Source organism: Pseudarthrobacter sp. AG30 (genome assembly GCF_003116525.1).
Classification (GTDB): Bacteria; Actinomycetota; Actinomycetes; order Actinomycetales; family Micrococcaceae; genus Arthrobacter.
Genome location: NZ_QEHL01000023.1, coordinates 1 through 18,651, shown reverse-complemented (window position 1 = coordinate 18,651; position 18,651 = coordinate 1). Strand labels below are relative to the sequence as shown.

Sequence of the window (18,651 nt, the reverse complement as noted above, 5' to 3'; positions counted from 1 at the left end):
TGTCAGCAAATTCGCCCAGGTCCACGCAGGCACCCGCGTCCCCAAGTGCGGGGACGCCTTTGTCCAAACCCCTGACGACCCTCAAGCGCGGCCTTCCCGTACCAGACCGGATCTCGATGCATCGGCTAAACCCACGAACGTACTGTTTCCAGCACGGCCCCAAAAGCCCGTTGACCGATACGCCGCCCAGCGGTATACCTTGGCGGTGTTGGCAGAGCCAGGCGAAGACCCGTCCCTTCCGGAAGCCAACAGAGGAGGTCCTTCATGAAGGTGCGGTCCAGCAGCGAGTCCTCGTCGTCCGCTCAGCACAGCGGCGCCGTGCCAGGGCGGGCGGTGCCCACACTGGTGGCCGAGGATCTGGTCACATCGGTTCTTGGTCTTCTGATTGTGACCGCCGTATACCTGGATGGGCGTGCCCATGTTCTTGGCCTGCCTGATTCCTTCTTCACTCCATGGCATGCCTTCCTGTATGGGGGCCTGTTGATGCTCGTGGGATGGCTGGCCGTGCTTGGCAGGCGCGCGGCCGCTCGCCAGCGAGTGGCCCGCCTGGCCGTTGTTCCCGCCGGCTATGGGCACGCCGTTGCGGGCGCCGCCGTCTTTGGCGTGGGAGGCATCTCCGACATGGTCTGGCACCAGCTTTTCGGTGTGGAGTTCGGAATCGACGCCCTGCTCAGTCCCACGCATCTGGTCTTGTTCGCCGGGGGCGCCTTGTTGTTCTCCGGACCCATCAGGGCTTCCCGGCTGCGGGCCGGTTCATCCTCACGGCTGACGGGAGTTCCTGTCCTGCTCGCCGTAACGGCGATAACCGCCGTCGCCGCTTTCGCCCTCAGCTACCTGTCCGGGTTTCTGGCGGACCAGGCGACCATGGCCATATCACATGCCCCCGAAGGAACAGCTGAACACATAACGGGAGAGGCGATCGCGTCCGCCGGTCTTGCCAGCTACCTCGTGACGTCGCTGGTCATCGTGGTTCCCCTGGCGCTCCTGATTCGTTTCGGACTGGCCGTCCCGGGAACAGTGACCTTCCTCGTCACATCACTTGCCCTCTTGGCCTCCGTCCTGGCGGACTTCCCCAACCCCGGCGTCATCATGGCCGCCGCGGCCGCGGGCGCGGGCGCTGACCTCGCGCTTGCAGGTTTGGGTGGGCTTGGTGCCTCTGTGCGGGTTCGGGAACTCGTAATGGCACCCCTGCTGCCTCTGCTGCTCTGGCCGGGACAGCTTGTTGCGGTGGCCGCCGCAGAACCCGTTCTGTGGTCTCCGGAGATGGTTACAGGAGTAGTGATCGTCTCAGCGGGGGTGTCCTTCGCCGCCGTCTTCGTCCTTGGAATGACATCGTCGAATGTGGCCAGGTCACCGGAGTAAGCAGTTCTGGCAAGGAGCCAGCGGCACCGAATATCCGGGGCGCTGTTGAAGGACAGTCCGTAAAGATCCGGTCTCGATGGCGGTTCCGCATACCTGGATGCGGTGGGGGTGCCCGGGATCGGCGCACCGTATCTACGCTGAAGCATGCGCAGGATTTGGCTGGCCACAGCTTTGCTGGCCGCGGCATGCGTGTCACCGGTCACGTCATGCCCTGCGATTGCCCAGGCCCCTGTGGTGACGGTGACTGTCCTGCAAAGCTATGTCCCGGCGGTGCGCATTGTCCACCTGAAGGCATGCCAGTCCGGGGTGTGCAAGGAGGGTGACCTGGCGCTGGCTGCCGGCACCAAGCCCGTGAACGAAGGCTGCGAGGGCCCTGATGCCGTGTGCCCTCCGACCGCGTCTCCCGACGGGACACTCTATGGCCACCTTTGGCTGGATCTGATCACGGAGGATCCTATTGACGCCACGGTGTCGGGTGTCGGCGCCGATGGGTCACCGTTGCCCGTCCGCACGATTACCTTCACGCCCAAGCTCACGCAGTGCCCAAAGTTCATCACCGCAAACCTTCTCCTGGACGCCGACGGCGTGCGTCAGGCCTGAGCCGCACCCACTGAGCATCCGACCACGTTGAGAACGATTCCGGCACCGATCAGGACCATGGCACCAAGACCAGGCCTTGCGGGAGGGGGTTCCGGTGGCCCAAAACTCATTCAACAAAACCGCAGCATACCGCTGGCCCGGTATCCGGAGAGGGATACACAGTGTGCGCATCCTGCACCAGGACCGCCGTCATTGTCAGGGGTGTGCCCGTGGGCGCGGAGATAAGTGCCATCGTGCGGGCCTCGATCCCCCGACGCACGCAACCCCCCTCAGGCTCCCTTACGGCTTGGATCCGGTCACCAACAGTCACGTCCTGGTTCTGGCCGGAACGAAAACGTTGTGCATGCGAAAGATCTAAAACGGCCCGTTAGCTGGAGACAACCCAGATCGAAGCGGCCGCGGCCGATCCGAGATCGATTTCGTTTCCGCTGTCCTCAACGCGGACGCTGGTGACGTCGGCGTAGGGGCGCTGGCCGAGGACGGTCAATCGTGTGTTTGGCCGGAGTCCAAGTTCGGAGAAGTATCGGAGCATGTCCGGGTTGGCGTCCGAGATCCTGGTGATGGTGACGCCGCGGACGGGGGTCACGGTGGTTAGCTGGCCGGCGGCCGGAAGATGGGGCTGACCGTCCGCAGTCGGGATCGGGTCACCGTGCGGGTCATGCGTGGGATGGCCGAGGTGGGCGTCGATTCTCTCGATCAGGGCGTCCGACACCGCGTGCTCGAGCACTTCGGCCTCGTCATGGACTTCATCCCAGCCATAGTGGAGCACCTCGACCAGGAACGTCTCCAGCAGCCGGTGCCTACGGACCATGGTGAGTGCATGCTCCCGTCCGAGATCGGTCAGTTCGATGCTGCCGTAGGGGGCGTGGGAGAGGAGTCCCTGCCGGGCCAGTTTCCGGATTCCGTCGGAGACCGTGGGCGGGGTCACCCCCAAGCGCTCGGCCATGACCCTAATGGTGATCGGCGTGGCGGACCATTCGGTGGCGGTCCAGATCAGCTTGAGGTAGTCCTGGGCGGAATGGGTCAGGTCGGATACAGGCATAACAGAGATTTTATCAACAAAACATGAATGTTAGACTTCTCAAACAATGATGTTTGAAGATGGAGGTCCTGTGGACGCCCTGAAATCGGCAAAGTCCAAAATGCCGAGCAGGCGGGCGATGCTGTCCGGTGCCGCCGCCTTTGCTGCCGTGCCCGCGCTGTCGGCCTTTACCGCACCGGAACCCAAAGGCCCGGGGGAAACCTCAGGTCCGGAAGGCATGAATCACGGCGCCATGCAGCCACCGGCCGCCAACAAGCCTGCGAACGCAGGCACCCCGGCATCGGTGGCGATGACACAGGCCGGGCATGCCGGATTCCCCACCGGATCGGTGCCCGTGGAGCGGGCAGGGATTGACCCTTCGTCCATCCTGCGGGACTTTGACCGCGGCAAAACCAGCACCCTGCCGGACGGGCGGACCCTGCGGGAGTGGGACATCGTGGCGGTGGACAAGGATTTCGAGATCGCTCCGGGGGTGACGTTTCCGGGCTGGAGCTATAACGGCCGGATCCCCGGACCCTCGCTCTGGGCCCGGGAAGGCGATGCGCTGCGGATCAACTTCACCAACGCAGGGGCGCACCCGCACACGATGCATTTCCACGGTGTCCACAGGGCCGAAATGGACGGCACTCCGGGAATCGGCCCAGGGTCCATTTCCCCTGGGCAGAGCTTCACTTACGAGTTCAATGCGACCCCGTTTGGCACGCACCTGTACCACTGCCACCAGTCACCGCTGGCCCCGCATATCGCCAAAGGCCTCTACGGGGCCTTCATTATCGAACCCAAGGAGGGCCGGCCCAAGGCCGATGACGAGATGGTGATGGTCATGAACGGCTACAACACCGACGGCGGGGACGACAACGAGTTCTACTCCGTCAACGGCTTGCCCTTCCACTTCATGGACTACCCGGTCCAGGTCAAACAGAACGAACTCGTGCGGATCCACCTGATCAACGTGCTGGAATACGACCCGATCAACTCGTTCCACGTCCACGGGAACTTCTTCCATTACTACCCCACCGGGACCATGCTGACACCGAGCGAATACACGGACACCATCTCCCAGGTTCAGGGCCAGCGCGGCATGCTTGAGCTGCGCTTCCCGTATCCGGGCAAGTACATGTTCCACGCGCACAAGACCGAATTCGCCGAACTGGGCTGGATGGGCTTCTTCGAGGTGAGCGCATCATGACACGCACGCACACCACACCCGCCGCACCGGCATCAACGTCAGCGCCGGCATCCAGGTCAACAGATCAGACAGTCGTCCGGCGGCCGAAACCCCGGTGGCTGCTCGGTCTCGGACCCCTGGTCCTGATAGCCGTCCTCCTGGGCCTGTTTTCCCTGCTGAACGGCCCGGGCCTGTCCCGGCTCGGCCAGGGAGTTCCACCCAAGGAAGAAGTGGCGGTGGAGGACGTCCGGCTGACCCCGGGCCAGATCATCATCACTGTCCGCAACGAAGGCCCGGACCCGGTGGCCATCGCCCAGGTCAACGTCTCGGACTACTACGCAGCCTTCACCCAGACCACCGAGACCATGGCCCCGCTGCAGACCAGCACCATCACCGTCAGCTACCACTGGGTGGACGGGGACCCCTACGAGATCGCCCTGGTGACCTCCATCGGGGGCAAGATCCCCGCCGCCATCGACGCCGCCGCGCTGAGCCCCGAACGCGACGGCTCCTTTTTCGGCCTGATGGCACTGCTCGGCGTCTACGTCGGAGTCATTCCGGTGGCGCTGGGAATGCTCTGGATGCCTTTCGTCCGGCGCTCCTCCGCCGCCTGGGTGCGCGGACTGCTCGGCGTCACCGTCGGGCTGCTGGCCTTCCTGACCTTCGACGCCACCCTTGAGGCCTTTGATCTCGTCGCCGGCACCAGCGCCTTCGGCGGACCCCTCGTCGTGATCCTGGGGGCGCTGCTGTCCTACCTGGTGCTGGAGGCGACCGACGCCTGGATGCGCCGGCACCAGGACCTGCACACCACAGGGGAGCCCGCCGCACTTTCGCCGCGCAGGCTGGCCCTGCTGATCGCCGTCGGCATCGGGCTGCACAACCTCGGAGAGGGCCTCGCCATCGGCTCGGCCTACGCCGTGGGCTCCTTGGCCCTGGGCGCCTCCCTGATCATCGGCTTCGCCATCCACAACACCACCGAAGGCCTTGCCATCGTCACCCCCATGGCCCGAACAAGACCCTCCCTTGCCCGCCTCGCCGTCCTGGGCCTGATCGCCGGCGCCCCTGCCGTGCTCGGGGCACTGATCGGCTCCACCGTGTACCAGCCCACCCTGGGCGCATTCCTCCTCGGTCTCGGCGCCGGGGCCGTCGGCCAGGTCGCTGTCAAGCTCCTGCCAATGCTCAAGGACCCCGAAGGAAAGACCTTCACGCCGCTGACCGCCGGGGGAATCGTGGCAGGCCTGGCCGTCATGTTCGGCACCGGCCTGCTCGTCGTGGCCTGAAACCGGCCAAACCCGTGCCGGCGGAGGCCCGTGCCATGCCACCTGGCCATAGCAGCCGTTGAGACAGTAGGGATCCATCCCGCCGGTCCCGACCTGTTCGATCAGGTTGTTGTCCTGATGGATCAAGCTGGCGCGGGATAATGAGGCCATGGCCAAGACTCCCGCCCAGCGCATCAAAAAACACGGCAGCAAAGCCACGGTCCCCGCCCACCAACTGCCTCCTGTGATCAACTCCACAACCAGCCGGTCGCCGCAAAAGGCGCAAGGTAACAGCAACCTGATCGTTGTTGCCGGCGTCGTAGCCAGCCTTTTCTTGTTCTGGTACCTGCACTTGCTCACGCTGAACCAGATGACGCAGTTGTCCGGCGGTCTCGCGATGCCGGATTCCCTTGTGGGCGGCTTTTCCACCGAGTATGTTGGGCAGCTGCGCGCTGCCATGGACGATGACGCCCGCGGGCAGCTCGGCTACGTCCACAAAACCGCGGGGACGCTGTTTCCTCTCATTTTCGGCTTCAGTTGGCTCCTGCTGATCGGCACGAACGTGGCCGTCAAGACCGTGCGTTGGGCGTTGTGGATGGCGCCGATACTCTTCGTCATCATCCGACTGTGGGCCAACGCTGCCGTTGACGCCGCCCTTGCTCCTGCCACGCCCGATGCCAGCGCGGTGGCTGCGGCGTCAGCCCTCACGGTCGGGGGCTGGGTGCTTCTCATCCTGAGCCTGATGGCGGGAGGGGCGGCGGTGTTCCTGGGACGCCGGGACGCCCGGCGGAAGCCCAGGCTGCCCTGACGATCCGCTGTTCCCACCGGAGAATGCGAAGGTTTCCACCCGAACGAACTGCGGGTGAAGTCAGTATTGCCGGTCTCATGTGGTTCGGACGGGCCCTTCTGGCAAATGAAAGAATCAAGTCCGACGTCAGAGCTTCCGCAGCCGCCGCCACATGGGGCAAAGGCGGCAGACGGCATCAAAGGCGACGGGCCGATAGTGGTCAAGGCCAAATGATGGCGTTCCGAATCCTTAACCATATTTAAGCGACGATGAGCAGCACGGGATGGGCGAGACCCCGACTCCTCCAGTTGCGCTGACCCGGCGCACGTAATGCCGTGACGCCCCTTCCGCAAAGCTAACGGAACGATTACGGTCCGATTAGTCAGCTATAGTGGAGCCTGAAGCATCGATACCAAAGCGTTACCTGATCCGGAGCCAAGCTCTGCCAGCGGATCAGGTGCACGAGTCACCAACTGGCAGAGGCGGAGGAACCATAACCGGCAGTCGCAGGACTGCCTTGGGGTGAAGTCCGTCAGCAGCAAGCCCTCATCCAGCTAAAAATCCTTCCGGGGACATCTCTGCGCAGAGTGCTTGTTACGGCGGACCGGGTCTTTGAACTCTCTGACCCGAATCCGACAGCTAACTTCGCAGGCTTACCCGGAGAGGAAAAAATCTTGGCCAGGCAATACTCCAGGGGCCGCCGACGCGCGACAGGCCCCGCTTCGGCGCGCCGGGCGACCGAGGTGTTTACCGCGGACAGGCCCCGCGATCCGCAGCGAGAAGCACGCCGTCGCCGGGGACCCTTCCGCCAGATCACTGATTTCGCCGCCTCCAGCGGTATCGGCCAGAAGGGCGGCATCGCGTTGGCAGCAACGGGCCTGGCACTCACCGTGACTGTTCCGGTGACCGGCCCTGTGATGGCCGCCCAGGAACCCGTTCAGGCCGCGTCCGCCGTTTCCGCCGCCCCACAGCCTGAAATTTCCGCGGCGCCGGGAGCTCGAATCGACTTCAGCCGCTCCCCGGTAGCCACGAAGGCGGACCCGGACGGCAAGTTGAAACAACTGCTCAGTGCCCAGTCGGCCGGTGCCCTCACCCGCGCAGCCTCCGCTGGAACTCTTGGCGCTCCGCTCGCTGCGATGACCACAGTTTCGCCGTTCGGGCTCCGGGTCAGTCCCATCACAGGCGGTTCAGGAGATTTCCATCGGGGACAGGACCTCGTCGCCCAGTGCGGCACTTCCGTCCTGGCCGCTGCCGCAGGCACCGTCACCTTCGCAAGTTGGGACCAGTATGGCGGAGGGAACCGCGTGGTCGTGGATCACGGCAACGGCCTGAAAACCACATACAACCACCTGTCTTCCTTCAACGTGACCAAGGGGCAGGCAGTATCCCGGGGAGACGTGGTGGCCTTCAGTGGGACCACGGGCGCCTCCACCGGCTGCCACCTCCACTTCGAGGTTGAAGTCAACGGGAAAGTTGTCGACCCCACCGGCTGGCTCTAAATTCAACTGATAGCGGGCTCCGCGCAAGCTTGCTCGCAGCGGCGGCCGGCTTCCATGCAGATACGCCAATGTGCTCGTGCATGCGATTCGCACTCGTCCGGGAGTCCGTGCAGACGGTCTGACAGGCTTTCAGGACGGCCCTGGTGATGTCCGATTTCGTAGCCGGTGTGCCGGGACAAGATATTCCCGGTAATGCCGCAGATGTAGGCGCTGCATATGGCCCAGTGCACTCGCTGCACGTCAGAGGTAGCCGGGATGGCCGTGCGCCTGAGCTGCCGGCACTCCTGACGCTGGAAGAAGTGGAAATGATCACTGAGTTCGGCGCAGTCCACGTTCCCGGAAAACCCGGGTCGTCCTGACGGCCACAGTCCGGGCTGGTGCGCGGCTCTACCGTGGAGCGTCGGGATCTGATGCGATCTCTGGCGCTGGCTCCTGGCGATGAGGGCAAAAGTTGCCGCTGATGCGAACGGAGAGATGCCCTGCAGCCGGACGGACTCCGGGCCGGGATCACCGAAGCTGGGGCGCTTTCGCACAGGACCTAGCGGTCCAACGCCGAGCCCGTGCCGAGCATCTTTCCGCCACGCCGATGACATGCTGGGCGGGGTCGGCCCGCTACCCGCCGCCTCCAGGCCTCGGGCCGAATTTCGTCACACGCTAATCATGTCCCCTGGAAGCTTCGCGTTTATACCGGCGATCGGTAGCGCAAGCGAGGGGATCCAGGCCGGCGCAGAAGTGAAAGATGCACGCCGCCATCTCTGATCTCCGAAGTACGGTCGAGGCCCGGTCCGGGGCGCGTCCGGTCACTCACCAAAGGTCATCGAAGCCGGGCTGGGCAGAACAGCTTACGCAGTGTCAGCAATCTGGAAATTGCCGGAGGCGGATGCGTCCGGGCCGCTGGATCGCCAAAAAGTTATGGTAAAAAGCCTAGGCGGCAGGAAGCGATTCGATAATGTTGATGAACCGGGTAGTGACGAGGGGTGATGGGTGATGGCTGTCGCTGCTCTCATCCTCACCGGAGTTTTTGCCCTGCTCGACGTCGCGCGCCACGTGATCCAGCGACGCAGCACGGGCGACGCCGGGATCCGGCAGTTCTCGGTCGGGCCTGGATCCCTGCAATGGTGGGCGCACTGGGGCATGGAATTCGGCACCCTGATCACGGGCGTGGCCGCGCCTATCGCAGACCTGACCGGACTCGCGCCGCTCGAGGTTCTGGACCACCCGGTGGCTCGCGGTGTCGGCACGGCACTTGCCGTGCTCGGCATCTTGGCTACCTTCGCCGCCCAACTTGCGATGGGAGCATCCTGGCGTATCGGTGTGGACGAAACCGAGCGAACCGTCCTGGTCACCTGGGGCCCGTTCCGGCTCGTCCGCAACCCGATCTTCAGTGCCGTGTTCCTGGCGTTCCTGGGCCTGACGCTGATGGTGCCCAACGTGGTCGCGGTCGCCGGGTTCGCCGCCATCCTTGTCGGCACCCAGATGCAGGTGCGGCGTGTCGAAGAGCCATACGTGCGCCGTACGCATGGCACCGCATATACCGACTACGCCTCACGGGTGGGCCGATTCCTACCCGGCATCGGACGGCTACGGTCTGATCAGCGGAATGAGCGTTGATGTCTGGCACGGGACGGCAGTCTGTAACCCCGGCAGGCAGCTGATGCCGTCCACCCGGGACCGCGCACCGCTTCAGCTGCCGACGCCACCTGCTACTTAGAGGAAAGCACCAGGGAAAAACACTGTTCCCGTGAAGGGCAACCGTGGCATCCGCGCACAAGAACCCGACCCTCATATGGTCGCCTCGGGATATGTAGCTGTCTTCGACAGGGACATCCTGCACGCCGGCCAACCGAACCTAGCCCCGCCCGCTGCGCTGGGCCAATGACAAGGACGGAAACCATGAGGAATGGGGCAGAATTCGCGCAGCACTTTGAGAAGCTCAAGGTAGGAAATCGCCTCTGCGGCAGCCGCCCCAACTGCAGATCTCCGGCTCTTTCAGGTCGACAAGACGCACCATCAGTCTCAGCAAACACTCGGGCCCCGGACATCACCCTGTTACCTTGCCGTTATACGTTGTTGAGGACCGATGCTTCCCCTCCCTAGAAGGAAATCATGGCCTTATCGTCTGACCTGTCCGATACCGTCGACCCTTCCGCCGTCGCGCCGCCCCCGGGCGCTCCACACAGGGGCGCGGCCCCGCGCGGGAGGAGGACGTTCCTACACGGCTTCAGGGACGATGCCCCGGCCTCGCTGGTTGTCTTCCTGGTGGCGCTGCCGCTGTCCCTGGGCATCGCCGCGGCCTCCGGAGCTCCGGTCATGGCCGGTCTCATCGCTGCTGCGGTCGGTGGGATCGTTGCCGGCGCCCTGGGAGGCTCGCCGCTTCAGGTGAGCGGGCCGGCGGCCGGCCTGACGGTCGTCGTTGCCGGACTCGTGGACGAGTTCGGCTGGGCCGCGACTTGCGCGATCACGGCCGCCGCTGGTGTGGTGCAGCTGCTGCTGGGCTTCAGCCGGGTGGGGCGGGTGGCACTGGCCGTCTCCCCGGTGGTCGTCCGGGCGATGCTCGCCGGGATCGGCGTCACCATTGTCCTGCAGCAGCTCCAGGTCCTGCTAGGCTCCAAGCCAGCAGGGTCACCGCTGGAAAACCTTGCCCGGCTTCCCGAGGCGATCACAAATGTGGAGCTGCACTCGGCGGTGCTCGGCCTGCTGGTCATCGGGCTGCTCGTTGCATGGAAGCACCTGCCGCAGGCCGTACGGAAGGTCCCCGGCCCTTTGGTGGCCGTCGTCGCCGGCACCGCAGTCTCGATAGCGTTCGCGCCCGGGATTGAACGGATCACCTTCTCCGGGTCCGTGTTCGATGCCGTGGCATTGCCGGAGCTGCCCGAGGGGAGTTGGGCGACGGCGGGCATGGCGGTCATTTCGGTGGCGCTCATTGCCAGCATCGAATCGCTGCTGTCCGCGGTAGCCGTGGACAAGATGCACACCGGTCCCCGCACCGACCTCAACCGGGAACTCGTGGGCCAGGGCTCGGCAAACCTTGTGTCCGGGATGCTCGGCGGCCTCCCCGTGACCGGGGTGATCGTTCGCAGCGCAACCAATGTGGAGGCCGGCGCCAGGACGCGGAAGTCCGCCGTGCTGCACGGTGTCTGGGTCTTGCTGTTCTCCGCCCTGTTCGCCGGACTGATCCAATTGATCCCGCTGGCCGTGCTGGCCGGGCTACTGATCGTGATCGGCGCCCGCCTGATCAAGATCGCGGACATCAGGACCAGCCTGCGCACCGGAGAGATCTGGGTCTACGCCGTGACGCTTTTGTGCGTCATCTTTCTCAACCTCCTGGAAGGCGTCATGATCGGACTGGGCTTCGCCGCCGTGCTCGTGTTGTGGCGTGTCCTTCGCGCCACCATCCATGTCCTGCCGCCCAAGCCGGGCCCTGACGGTATCTGGCGCGTCGGAATCGCCGGTTCCTGCAGTTTTTTTGCGTTGCCCCGGTTGAACCGCGTGCTGCACTCGATCCCCGAAGGCATGGACGTGCTGGTGGAGCTCGGCGCGGACTATCTCGACCATGCGTTCCACGAGGCCCTGCTCGCTTGGAAGAAACAGCACGCCGCGACCGGGGGCACGGTCCGTCTCGAGGAGTACGGAAATACTGTGTTCCGGGACGCGGCAGGCAACACTCCCCAACGTCAGGAGGCCCTGGAACTCCCGCTGCCGCCAAGGGCGAACTGGCAGTCCGGCGACGCGGACGACGTCGAGCAGTTGGGACTGCGGTCCATCCTCCTTGGCGTCGACAAATACCACCGCCGGCACGCGGACAAGGTACTCCCGCACGTGCAGGATCTCGCAGACGGCCAGAACCCAGACACCCTGTTCATCGCCTGCGTAGACTCACGGGTCAACCCCAACCTGATCACCAGCAGCGGCCCGGGCGACTTGCTCACCCTGCGCAACATCGGCAACGTGGTCTGCAACGACGGACAGGACACCTCCATCGAATCGGCCCTGTCATTCGCCGTCACCGGACTGGGCGTGGATTCCCTTGTGATCTGCGGCCACTCCAACTGCGGAGCCATGAAGGCCGTCATCGCAGATGCCGAATCCGGCACCGGGCCGGATGCCTCCGGCCTGGGCCAGGCCTTCAGCTCCTGGCTCGAACACGCCAGTCCCAGCCACCGTGCATACCTGGACGGGCATCCGGTGGCAGCCGCTGCAGCAGCTGCGGGCTTCGGACGCCTGGATCAGCTGGGGATGGTCAACGTGGCCGTGCAGTTGCGCAAACTGGAAGACCACCCGCTGGTGGGACCCGCACTGGCAGAAGGCCAACTGCAGGCCACGGGGCTCTTCTTCGACATCGCAACAGCCCGGGTGATCCTGGTCACCGCGGACGGAATCCAGCACCTCGACCAGCCAGCCGGGCAGTCCCTGAGGATTTAGCACCGTCCACGTCTCTTGGTCTGAGGACCCATAGGCCATCCCGCTCCCGGGATGGCCTATGGGTCCGGCGGCACGATTTTGGGCCCGGCCGGCGACCGGCACTCAGCCGATCCCTGATTTACACGTTCGATACCTGCACTACGGGCGACTCCACCGAAAACCGGCGAGAGAACAAGCCGTTTCGGCCGCGTTCTGCATCGCTTCGCATCGCATCGCATCGGGCAGCCTGCCAATTACCTGAGCTGAACACGTTCTCGGCTGGCGCGTGCTGAACGACCGAGGGTTTGGCGGACTACGGGACGGGTACGGGGACCCTTCGGGCGCCCAAATCCGTTCGTCGGGCAACCGAAAAGCCGCCCGTCGGCAGTACGGAATCTACAAGAACAATGGCCAGTACCCGGCCGGTCCACTGATTTTTCCGCCACAGGAACAGGGCCAGAAGTACGTAGGCGACGAACAGCGCACCGTGCACAGGGCCCAAGAGTTGAACTCCGCCCGCCTGCCCTATCCCGTACTTCACGATCGTTGCCAGGATAAGCAGCAGCCATGACGCAGCTTCAGCCACGGCCAACACTCGGAATACACGCAGAAAGTCCATGGGACCAAAAGTTAGCAGCATTGGCTGGGAGAATGCCGGGGAGCGTTCTGATCCGATCCGCCAGCATGACCCGTACCACTGCCGCGTCAAAGTCCGGGACTACCTGCCCGCGGGCTCCGGCGGAAGTATGGCCTACCGTGACCATCGGACGGCCGCTTCGCGTACGGCGCCGGGGCGGTTCGCTGTAACGGGTAATACAAGTCGGTGCACGAAAGCCATCACCTGAGCTGTGATGGCGCCCTTGCCGCAAGCTGACGCCTGGCGCTTCGCCGCACCCAGGTTAGGCGCCTCGTCGCTGGGTCGCCAGGGGTGGCTTTCAGCGGCTGTTGGCCGGCGCACGGTTTGCGTATTACTATGAGCCTTAGTAGATGAGGAAGACGGCGGCGCCAATGCGCTCCTGGACAAGGATATCTACCGTCGGCGACGACGCTTCGTTGCTTTCGGTCGTAGCTTCAACAGGCACCGCGCTTGCTGTCGGCACGGGGCGGATGCACGAGCAGATGACGTACGGCATGCCGGACATGGCCGGCGGCCGACCGGAAGCCCTCAGACACGTACCTGAGAATTATGGAGGCTTACTATGAGTGAAGTGCTTCTTCCCTTGGCTCTGCTGGCATGCCCGCTGACCATGGGGCTGATGATGTGGTTCATGATGCGTGGTGGTAAAGACAGCTTGGAGCCGTCCCCGCCAGCTGACAACGACGCCGAACTGGCAAAACTCCGTGCCCAAGTTGACCAACTGCGTGCGGCCCAGCGGGAAGCCGCAGACACCACCGTGGAGCCGCCTGCCACAGCTGACGGATTCCGATGAGCGGGCTTGTCCTCGCCGCGGCGGTCCTTGTGGCATCGCTGGCCCTCACGTACTTCTTCTGTCTGCGTCCGATGCGCCGGGGCCGGTGCGCCATGGCGCCCAAGGCCCAGGCCGACGGACATTTCGCCGCTCCGGTGGATCGCGAGGCTGAAATCACCCGCCTGCGCGACGAGATCGCGGCGCTGCATGCGGCAACCCCGACCCGCGAATCCCGCTGACCGCCATAGTGACCTGACGGCGGAAGACCGAAGCCCGGCAACGGCTGACTTATCTGGTGCTGCCGCCGCGGTCTGCCTCTGCCCGCACACCATTCGACCCGGACAGGCCATCCATCCGGCATCTGCCCCAAACTGCAAGGATCAATACGTGCCTACTGCATCCAAACCCACTGCCATCAAAAAACCCCAGCCGAAAACTTCCAAATCCGGGCGCAGGATCAGCCGACGATGGGTGGCCATCGCCACCGCCGCGGTGATCGCTCTCGGCGCCGGGATAGGTTTCTTCCTGGCCACGAGCGGTGGGTCCAGGGACGGGACTGCGGCCGCTATCAAACCGTACGTTGGTGGGGACCTGCACGTGCTGACAGCCCTCGGGGACCGGCTTTATGTCGGCGGGCACGACGGCGGGGCTGTCTCCGCCGACAACGGCAGGACCTGGACTCAGCTGGCCTCGTTGAAGGGTGCGGATCCGATGGGTGCGGCAGCCAGCGGCGATACGACGCTTATCGGGGGGCACCCCGGCCTGTTCCGGTCCACGGACGGGACCTCCTTCAGCAAGGTCACGGGCCAGGGCGGGCTGGGGGATGTCCACGCCCTTGGCGGTGCCGGAGGCACCGTCTACGCCGGAACCGCGGCGCGGGGGTTGCTGGCCAGCAACGACGGCGGTGGGAGCTGGGAGGCCCGTAACGCCGAGGCCGGCAGGATGTTCATGGGCGTGATCCTGGTCGACCCCGCTGACCCGCAACGGCTGATCGCCCCCGATATGTCGGCCGGCCTTGTGGCCAGCGCCGACGGCGGCGTTACCTGGAAGCCGCTGGGCGGTCCGGGCGGGGCGATGGCAGCCGCATGGGACCCGACCAACACCCAGCGGCTGCTTGCCGTCGGCATGGCCGAAAGCGCCCTGAGCAGCGACGGCGGCAAAACCTGGACCCCCCTGACGGTGCCCCAGGGCGCAGCCGCAGCGACGTTCTCCCCGGACGGCACAACAATCTATGCCGCGGCGCCCGAAGGCTCGACCGCTGCCGTCTTCGCCAGTACCGACCAGGGACAGACCTGGAAGGCTCTGAACTGAGTCCCGACCGGCCAACGTACGGACGCTGCTTTAGAGCTGCTGGTTGTGGATGCAGGACCGGGCCTGTAGCCCACTTCAGCTGTCCTGTCCGCCGAGTCCTCAGCGTTAGGGGCCTGGGGGATTACTATGGAACATAGTTGAGTCCGGCCGCTCCGGCCGGACACGGAGAGGCGCGGGTTGTGGCAAGTCAGCTAGGGGAACTGGAACAGCTGGTCATGGACCGGATATGGTCCCGGGACCATCCCGTTGCCGTGCGCGAGGTCCTCGAAGACCTGCAGCGCGAACGGGTCCTGGCCTACACGACAGTGATGACCGTGATGGACAACCTGCGCCGCAAGGGCGTGCTGACGCGGAAAAAGGCCGGACGGGCCTTCCTTTACCGCCCTGCGCAGACCCGAGAACAGCACGCGGCCGCCTTCATGGGCGAGGTCCTGGCCGGCAGCCGTGACCGGCAAGTGACGCTGCTGCACTTCCTGGAACAGATACCCGCGCATGAGGCGGCCCGACTGCGCGAGGCGCTGGACGCGCGCCGTCCGGAAGGGAACGAGGCCAGCCGATGATTGCTCCGGTGATGCTGATTCTTCTTGGGCTGATGCTGGCGCTGCTGGGCCCTGTCGTGCTGCGGCGGAGCAGCTGGCTGGAGCGGTGCCCGCGAATAGGCATTGCCGCCTGGCAGGCTCTGAGCTTTTCGCTGGTGTCCACGGTCATACTCGCCGGTGCGGCGGTGGCAGTTCCGGTGGTGCCGTGGACCACGGATCTGGCGGAACTCGTCCGGGCCTGCGCGATGGCACTGGTTGAGCAGTATTCCACTCCGGGCGGCGCCGTCGTGAGTACTACCGGCGTCCTCGCCGTTCTCGCCGTGCTTGCCAGGGTCGGATACAGCGCGGCCAGGGGCCTGAGAGCCGCAGCCAGTACCAGAAGCCGGCAGCTGCAGTCCCTGGCGTTGATCGCCCGTCCCCACCGTGACGTGGACGCGCTTGTGGTCGAACATCAGGCTGCGGCCGCGTACTGCCTTCCCGGCCGGGGCGGCAGGATTGTTTTGACCAGCGCCGCCTTGGCGGCCCTGGACCGCGGTCAGCTCGACGCCGTGATGGCCCACGAACGGGCACACCTGAATGGACGCCACCATCTCATTCTTGCAGCGGCCGATGCCCTGCGTCATGCCTTCCCGGGCGTGGCGGCCTTCCGCGAGGCCCGGAGCGCCCTGGGGCGGCTGGTGGAGATGCTGGCCGACGACAACGCCGCCCGGTGCGCCGACCGCCTGACAGTGGCCACGGCCCTGGTTCGGATGGCGGAGCACGGCGCGACCCCCGCGGCAGCGCTCGGAGCCGGGGACGAATCCGCGCTGAGCCGCGTCCGGCGTCTCGTCGCACCTGCCCGGCCACTGGGGGCAGGGCAGACCGTTGTCGCAACGCTGGCAACCGGGGCATTGCTGGCCCTGCCGATGTTCTTCGCGGTCGTCCCCGCGTCCGCGGCCGGCGCGATGCCGCCCTGCCCTGCCGATGGCATCGCAAGAGCGACTTGACCTGGACCGGTTATGCTTTCCCCGCGTTTAGGCGGGGCCCGGCAATCCCGAAGCGCGTGCCGACCTACGCGACTGGCACGCCTCGGCGCGGGCACTAAGAGATGCAGCACATAGAAGAGACGGTGTGCTCAACCACATCGACTACGAAATCGTCCTCGCAACCGGGTTCGGGCTCAACACGCTGAAGCCGGTCGACGGGATCCTCCGCGGCTACTTCGGGCGGCTAACCTCCCAAACGTCCGGCTCCGGCGTGCTGGTCGACGCCATCACCCTGCTGCGCCTCGTGCGGGCGACGTTGCCGCGAGGCGGGACCACCATCACATCGAATGAAGCGGAAGCATGGACCGAGGACTTGGAGAGGGTGGTTGAAGCCGAGCTGCGTGCAAGCGCCCGGGATGAATGCGAAGGCGGGCCTGCTGGCAGCCGGCGCGATCCTCGCTCTCGGTCCCTGGGGCTTCACGCCGGAGGAGCTCCACGAAGTCTCCGGCCCTGGTCCGTTGATCTCGGAGATCCACCAAAAACTGAGCGCCGCCAAGCGGGAAGGACGCGGGCTCCCGGCTGTGCCGTCCGACGCGGAGCTGCGCGACCTCGAAGCAGGCATGAGGCATTTGGTCGACCTCGTGGAGTCTCCCGGCGGCTCCGATGGTACCCCTGGATGACCTATGTCGATCTTCGATTTCACAGCGCCTGCCCTAATCGACCACCCTGACTATCTCAAGGTGCGCCAAGCGCTGGACTATGTAACGATCGAGCGCTCGGGGCGGGCTTCGGCAGAAGATCGGGCACAAAGTGGCACCGTGGCCCTCCAAGGAGACCGGGCCTTGGACGCGACGCGCCTCGTGAGATTCATTCCGCGATCCGTGTCGTCGTCTGTGGCTTGTGCCGGGCCGCTATCGATGGCGAAACGCTCCGTGGCTGCGGTGCCGGGTCGTGCGCAAGGGCGGGCGGTTCCATCAGTGGCCCTCCTTCGGATGGTGTTTGGGGTGCGGGCGAGCGGGACGACGAGGACAGACCGGTGCTGGCGGTGGGTGAGATGGACCGCGACGGACTCGACCAGCGACTCCTCTGCGACGGTGTCTCTGCCAAGCTGGTTGACGACTGTGGCGGGATCGACGGGAGTGGTCCGCAGGCGCTCTGAGCCGGTCGCCGACATTCAGGCGGCAGCGAAATTGCTGCGTCGCGGGTGGGTTCCCGTGAGCGCAGCCACCTCGCCACCGCCCTCTCCGATCAGGGTTAGCGGGACGGCGAGGCTGAAGGTGCCGGCCTCGCTGCCGTAGTTGGTGGGCTTGAGGGCTGGTTCCTGATCATCGTCTCGGGCGGTTCGGGAAACGCTTCCGTGGAGTACAGGCCGGCGACCTGAGACATGTAATTTGCCCACTGTGGGCCAGCGATCATGTACCCGTCGATGCCTTTGTAGAACTTGCCGTTGATGCTTACGTTTTGTCCTGCGCGTTGTTGTCCCTCCAGCGCGTCCCCGAAGAAGGAGGCTGTAGCAAGTCCTCGAGTGTAACCCACCACCCAGGTGGCGCCGTTGTTGTTTGAAGTACCCGTTTTAGCGGCGGCCGGTGTTCCGGCGGGGATCTTAGGTGTGATGTATACCCCCGAGCCTCGTTTGAGGACATCTTGAAGCACGTAGTTCACGCCCTTGGCGACGTCCGGTTTGAGGGCCTCGCGGCAGGTGGTTCCCGGGACGGGGAGTTCGCTTCCGTCGGCCTGCGTGATGCGAACCAGGGCTCGGGGTTCACAGTATTGCCCGTCGTTGGCGAATGTAGCGTAGGCGTTGGCCATGTTTAGAGGCGATACGCCGGTGCCTCCCAGGAGATTGCCGAGTTGATGAATGTTCACGGGCGTGCTGTCCAGGCCGTTGCGCACCCCCAGAGCGTCGACTACTTTCTGGATTCCGCAGAAGTCCAGTTGGGCTGCCGAGGCGAATGTGGCGGTGTTGATGGAGTTGTACAGCCCGTAATTTACTGGCATGGGCCGGTAGAACCCTTCCTCGGCGTTCTGGAGGTCGTCCGCGGCATCCAGACGGGCAGCTTTCTGGACCGTGCTGTAGGCGCCGGAAACCTTCCCGCACGTCGATTTCCATGGGAAGCCGACCGGGTAGACGCGTTTGGACGCATCCACTGTCGCGGTGATGCTTTTGCCCTCGTTTAACCATTGGGCGAATATGAACGGTTTCATGGTGGATCCAGGTTGAAAGCCACCTGAGTATGACAGTCTGATCGGAGCCCACTAGGACGGCCCGAACGGTACCCACCAGCCGGACATGCCGAACCTAATGACGG

Annotated in this window: 16 protein-coding genes, 1 pseudogene and 1 riboswitch; of the genes and pseudogenes, 14 read left to right on the top strand and 3 right to left on the bottom strand. The window is 64.9% G+C overall.

Annotated features, from left to right (window positions below; genetic code table 11):
* Positions 1–264 precede the first annotated feature (264 nt).
* Together DC347_RS18130 and DC347_RS18125 are read left to right on the top strand one after the other, a co-directional pair.
* The gene (locus DC347_RS18130) at positions 265–1,362 is read left to right on the top strand and encodes a hypothetical protein (RefSeq protein WP_109863940.1); all 1,098 of its coding nucleotides are present in this window, start codon (positions 265–267) and stop codon (positions 1,360–1,362) included.
* 144 nt (positions 1,363–1,506) lie between these two features.
* Positions 1,507–1,962 (top strand): hypothetical protein, encoded by a 456-nt coding sequence (locus DC347_RS18125; RefSeq protein ID WP_165838071.1) that lies wholly within the window; start codon positions 1,507–1,509, stop codon positions 1,960–1,962.
* A gap of 367 nt (positions 1,963–2,329) precedes the next feature.
* Here the strand turns inward: DC347_RS18125 and DC347_RS18120 are convergent, their stop codons facing one another.
* A complete protein-coding gene (locus DC347_RS18120; protein WP_109863939.1) occupies positions 2,330–3,004 on the bottom strand; it encodes a metal-dependent transcriptional regulator in 675 nt (224 codons plus the stop codon).
* A 46-nt stretch (positions 3,005–3,050) separates the two neighbouring features.
* Here DC347_RS18120 and DC347_RS18115 point away from each other — a divergent pair, with 46 nt between their 5' ends.
* From DC347_RS18115 to DC347_RS18090, 6 genes are all read left to right on the top strand, one after another.
* Positions 3,051–4,193 carry a multicopper oxidase domain-containing protein gene (locus DC347_RS18115; protein WP_240617850.1) on the top strand — a complete coding sequence of 381 codons (1,143 nt, stop codon included), beginning with the start codon at positions 3,051–3,053 and terminating at the stop codon, positions 4,191–4,193.
* Positions 4,190–5,452 (top strand): ZIP family metal transporter, encoded by a 1,263-nt coding sequence (locus tag DC347_RS18110; protein ID WP_240617849.1) that lies wholly within the window; start codon positions 4,190–4,192, stop codon positions 5,450–5,452. The genes DC347_RS18115 and DC347_RS18110 overlap by 4 nt, the downstream gene beginning before the upstream one ends.
* A 148-nt stretch (positions 5,453–5,600) precedes the next feature.
* On the top strand, positions 5,601–6,239 hold the full coding sequence (locus DC347_RS18105; protein WP_109863938.1) for a hypothetical protein: 639 nt from the start codon (positions 5,601–5,603) through the stop codon (positions 6,237–6,239).
* A gap of 402 nt (positions 6,240–6,641) precedes the next feature.
* Positions 6,642–6,888, top strand: a riboswitch (cyclic di-AMP (ydaO/yuaA leader).
* 4 nt (positions 6,889–6,892) lie between these two features.
* Complete coding sequence (locus DC347_RS18100) at positions 6,893–7,717, top strand: M23 family metallopeptidase (RefSeq protein WP_109863937.1); 825 nt, start codon at positions 6,893–6,895, stop codon at positions 7,715–7,717.
* Positions 7,718–8,704: 987 nt separating this feature from the next.
* Positions 8,705–9,328, top strand: coding sequence for an isoprenylcysteine carboxylmethyltransferase family protein (locus tag DC347_RS18095; RefSeq protein WP_109863936.1), 624 nt, complete (start codon positions 8,705–8,707; stop codon positions 9,326–9,328).
* A 495-nt stretch (positions 9,329–9,823) separates the two neighbouring features.
* A complete protein-coding gene (locus tag DC347_RS18090) occupies positions 9,824–12,139 on the top strand; it encodes a bifunctional SulP family inorganic anion transporter/carbonic anhydrase (RefSeq protein ID WP_109863935.1) in 2,316 nt (771 codons plus the stop codon).
* Between the two features lie 292 nt (positions 12,140–12,431).
* Here the strand turns inward: DC347_RS18090 and DC347_RS22190 are convergent, their stop codons facing one another.
* Complete coding sequence (locus DC347_RS22190) at positions 12,432–12,737, bottom strand: DUF3817 domain-containing protein (protein ID WP_165838070.1); 306 nt, start codon at positions 12,735–12,737, stop codon at positions 12,432–12,434.
* A 580-nt stretch (positions 12,738–13,317) separates the two neighbouring features.
* On the opposite strand from DC347_RS22190, the gene DC347_RS18080 reads away from it, so the two are divergent.
* From DC347_RS18080 to DC347_RS18055, 6 genes are all read left to right on the top strand, one after another.
* Positions 13,318–13,548 (top strand): hypothetical protein, encoded by a 231-nt coding sequence (locus DC347_RS18080; RefSeq protein ID WP_109863933.1) that lies wholly within the window; start codon positions 13,318–13,320, stop codon positions 13,546–13,548.
* On the top strand, positions 13,545–13,766 hold the full coding sequence (locus DC347_RS18075) for a hypothetical protein (RefSeq protein WP_109863932.1): 222 nt from the start codon (positions 13,545–13,547) through the stop codon (positions 13,764–13,766). The genes DC347_RS18080 and DC347_RS18075 overlap by 4 nt, the downstream gene beginning before the upstream one ends.
* Positions 13,767–13,914: 148 nt before the next feature.
* Positions 13,915–14,838: a sialidase family protein gene (locus DC347_RS18070; protein WP_165838069.1), complete on the top strand. Its 924-nt coding sequence runs from the start codon at positions 13,915–13,917 to the stop codon at positions 14,836–14,838.
* Between the two features lie 179 nt (positions 14,839–15,017).
* A complete protein-coding gene (locus DC347_RS18065) occupies positions 15,018–15,398 on the top strand; it encodes a BlaI/MecI/CopY family transcriptional regulator (RefSeq protein ID WP_240617848.1) in 381 nt (126 codons plus the stop codon).
* A gap of 11 nt (positions 15,399–15,409) precedes the next feature.
* Positions 15,410–16,363, top strand: a complete 954-nt coding sequence (locus DC347_RS18060; RefSeq protein WP_168225756.1) for a M56 family metallopeptidase — start codon at positions 15,410–15,412, stop codon at positions 16,361–16,363.
* 395 nt (positions 16,364–16,758) lie between these two features.
* On the top strand, positions 16,759–17,022 hold the full coding sequence (locus DC347_RS18055) for a hypothetical protein (protein ID WP_109863928.1): 264 nt from the start codon (positions 16,759–16,761) through the stop codon (positions 17,020–17,022).
* Between the two features lie 574 nt (positions 17,023–17,596).
* Here the strand turns inward: DC347_RS18055 and DC347_RS18050 are convergent.
* A pseudogene (locus DC347_RS18050) lies at positions 17,597–18,583 on the bottom strand (penicillin-binding transpeptidase domain-containing protein); the annotation flags it as partial.
* Between the last annotated feature and the right edge of the window lie 68 nt (positions 18,584–18,651).

Excerpts from the sequence above, each read along its gene's own strand:
- DC347_RS18080 (WP_109863933.1), top strand. The coding sequence starts at position 13,318 with ATGAGTGAAGTGCTTCTTCCCTTGGCTCTGCTGGCATGCCCGCTGACC.
- DC347_RS18130 (WP_109863940.1), top strand. The coding sequence starts at position 265 with ATGAAGGTGCGGTCCAGCAGCGAGTCCTCGTCGTCCGCTCAGCACAGC.
- DC347_RS18115 (WP_240617850.1), top strand. The coding sequence starts at position 3,051 with ATGATGTTTGAAGATGGAGGTCCTGTGGACGCCCTGAAATCGGCAAAG.
- DC347_RS18055 (WP_109863928.1), top strand. The coding sequence starts at position 16,759 with ATGAATGCGAAGGCGGGCCTGCTGGCAGCCGGCGCGATCCTCGCTCTC.
- DC347_RS18120 (WP_109863939.1), bottom strand. The coding sequence starts at position 3,004 with ATGCCTGTATCCGACCTGACCCATTCCGCCCAGGACTACCTCAAGCTG.
- DC347_RS18090 (WP_109863935.1), top strand. The coding sequence starts at position 9,824 with ATGGCCTTATCGTCTGACCTGTCCGATACCGTCGACCCTTCCGCCGTC.
- DC347_RS18095 (WP_109863936.1), top strand. The coding sequence starts at position 8,705 with ATGGCTGTCGCTGCTCTCATCCTCACCGGAGTTTTTGCCCTGCTCGAC.
- DC347_RS22190 (WP_165838070.1), bottom strand. The coding sequence starts at position 12,737 with ATGGACTTTCTGCGTGTATTCCGAGTGTTGGCCGTGGCTGAAGCTGCG.
- DC347_RS18075 (WP_109863932.1), top strand. The coding sequence starts at position 13,545 with ATGAGCGGGCTTGTCCTCGCCGCGGCGGTCCTTGTGGCATCGCTGGCC.
- DC347_RS18060 (WP_168225756.1), top strand. The coding sequence starts at position 15,410 with ATGCTGATTCTTCTTGGGCTGATGCTGGCGCTGCTGGGCCCTGTCGTG.
- DC347_RS18105 (WP_109863938.1), top strand. The coding sequence starts at position 5,601 with ATGGCCAAGACTCCCGCCCAGCGCATCAAAAAACACGGCAGCAAAGCC.
- DC347_RS18125 (WP_165838071.1), top strand. The coding sequence starts at position 1,507 with ATGCGCAGGATTTGGCTGGCCACAGCTTTGCTGGCCGCGGCATGCGTG.
- DC347_RS18110 (WP_240617849.1), top strand. The coding sequence starts at position 4,190 with ATGACACGCACGCACACCACACCCGCCGCACCGGCATCAACGTCAGCG.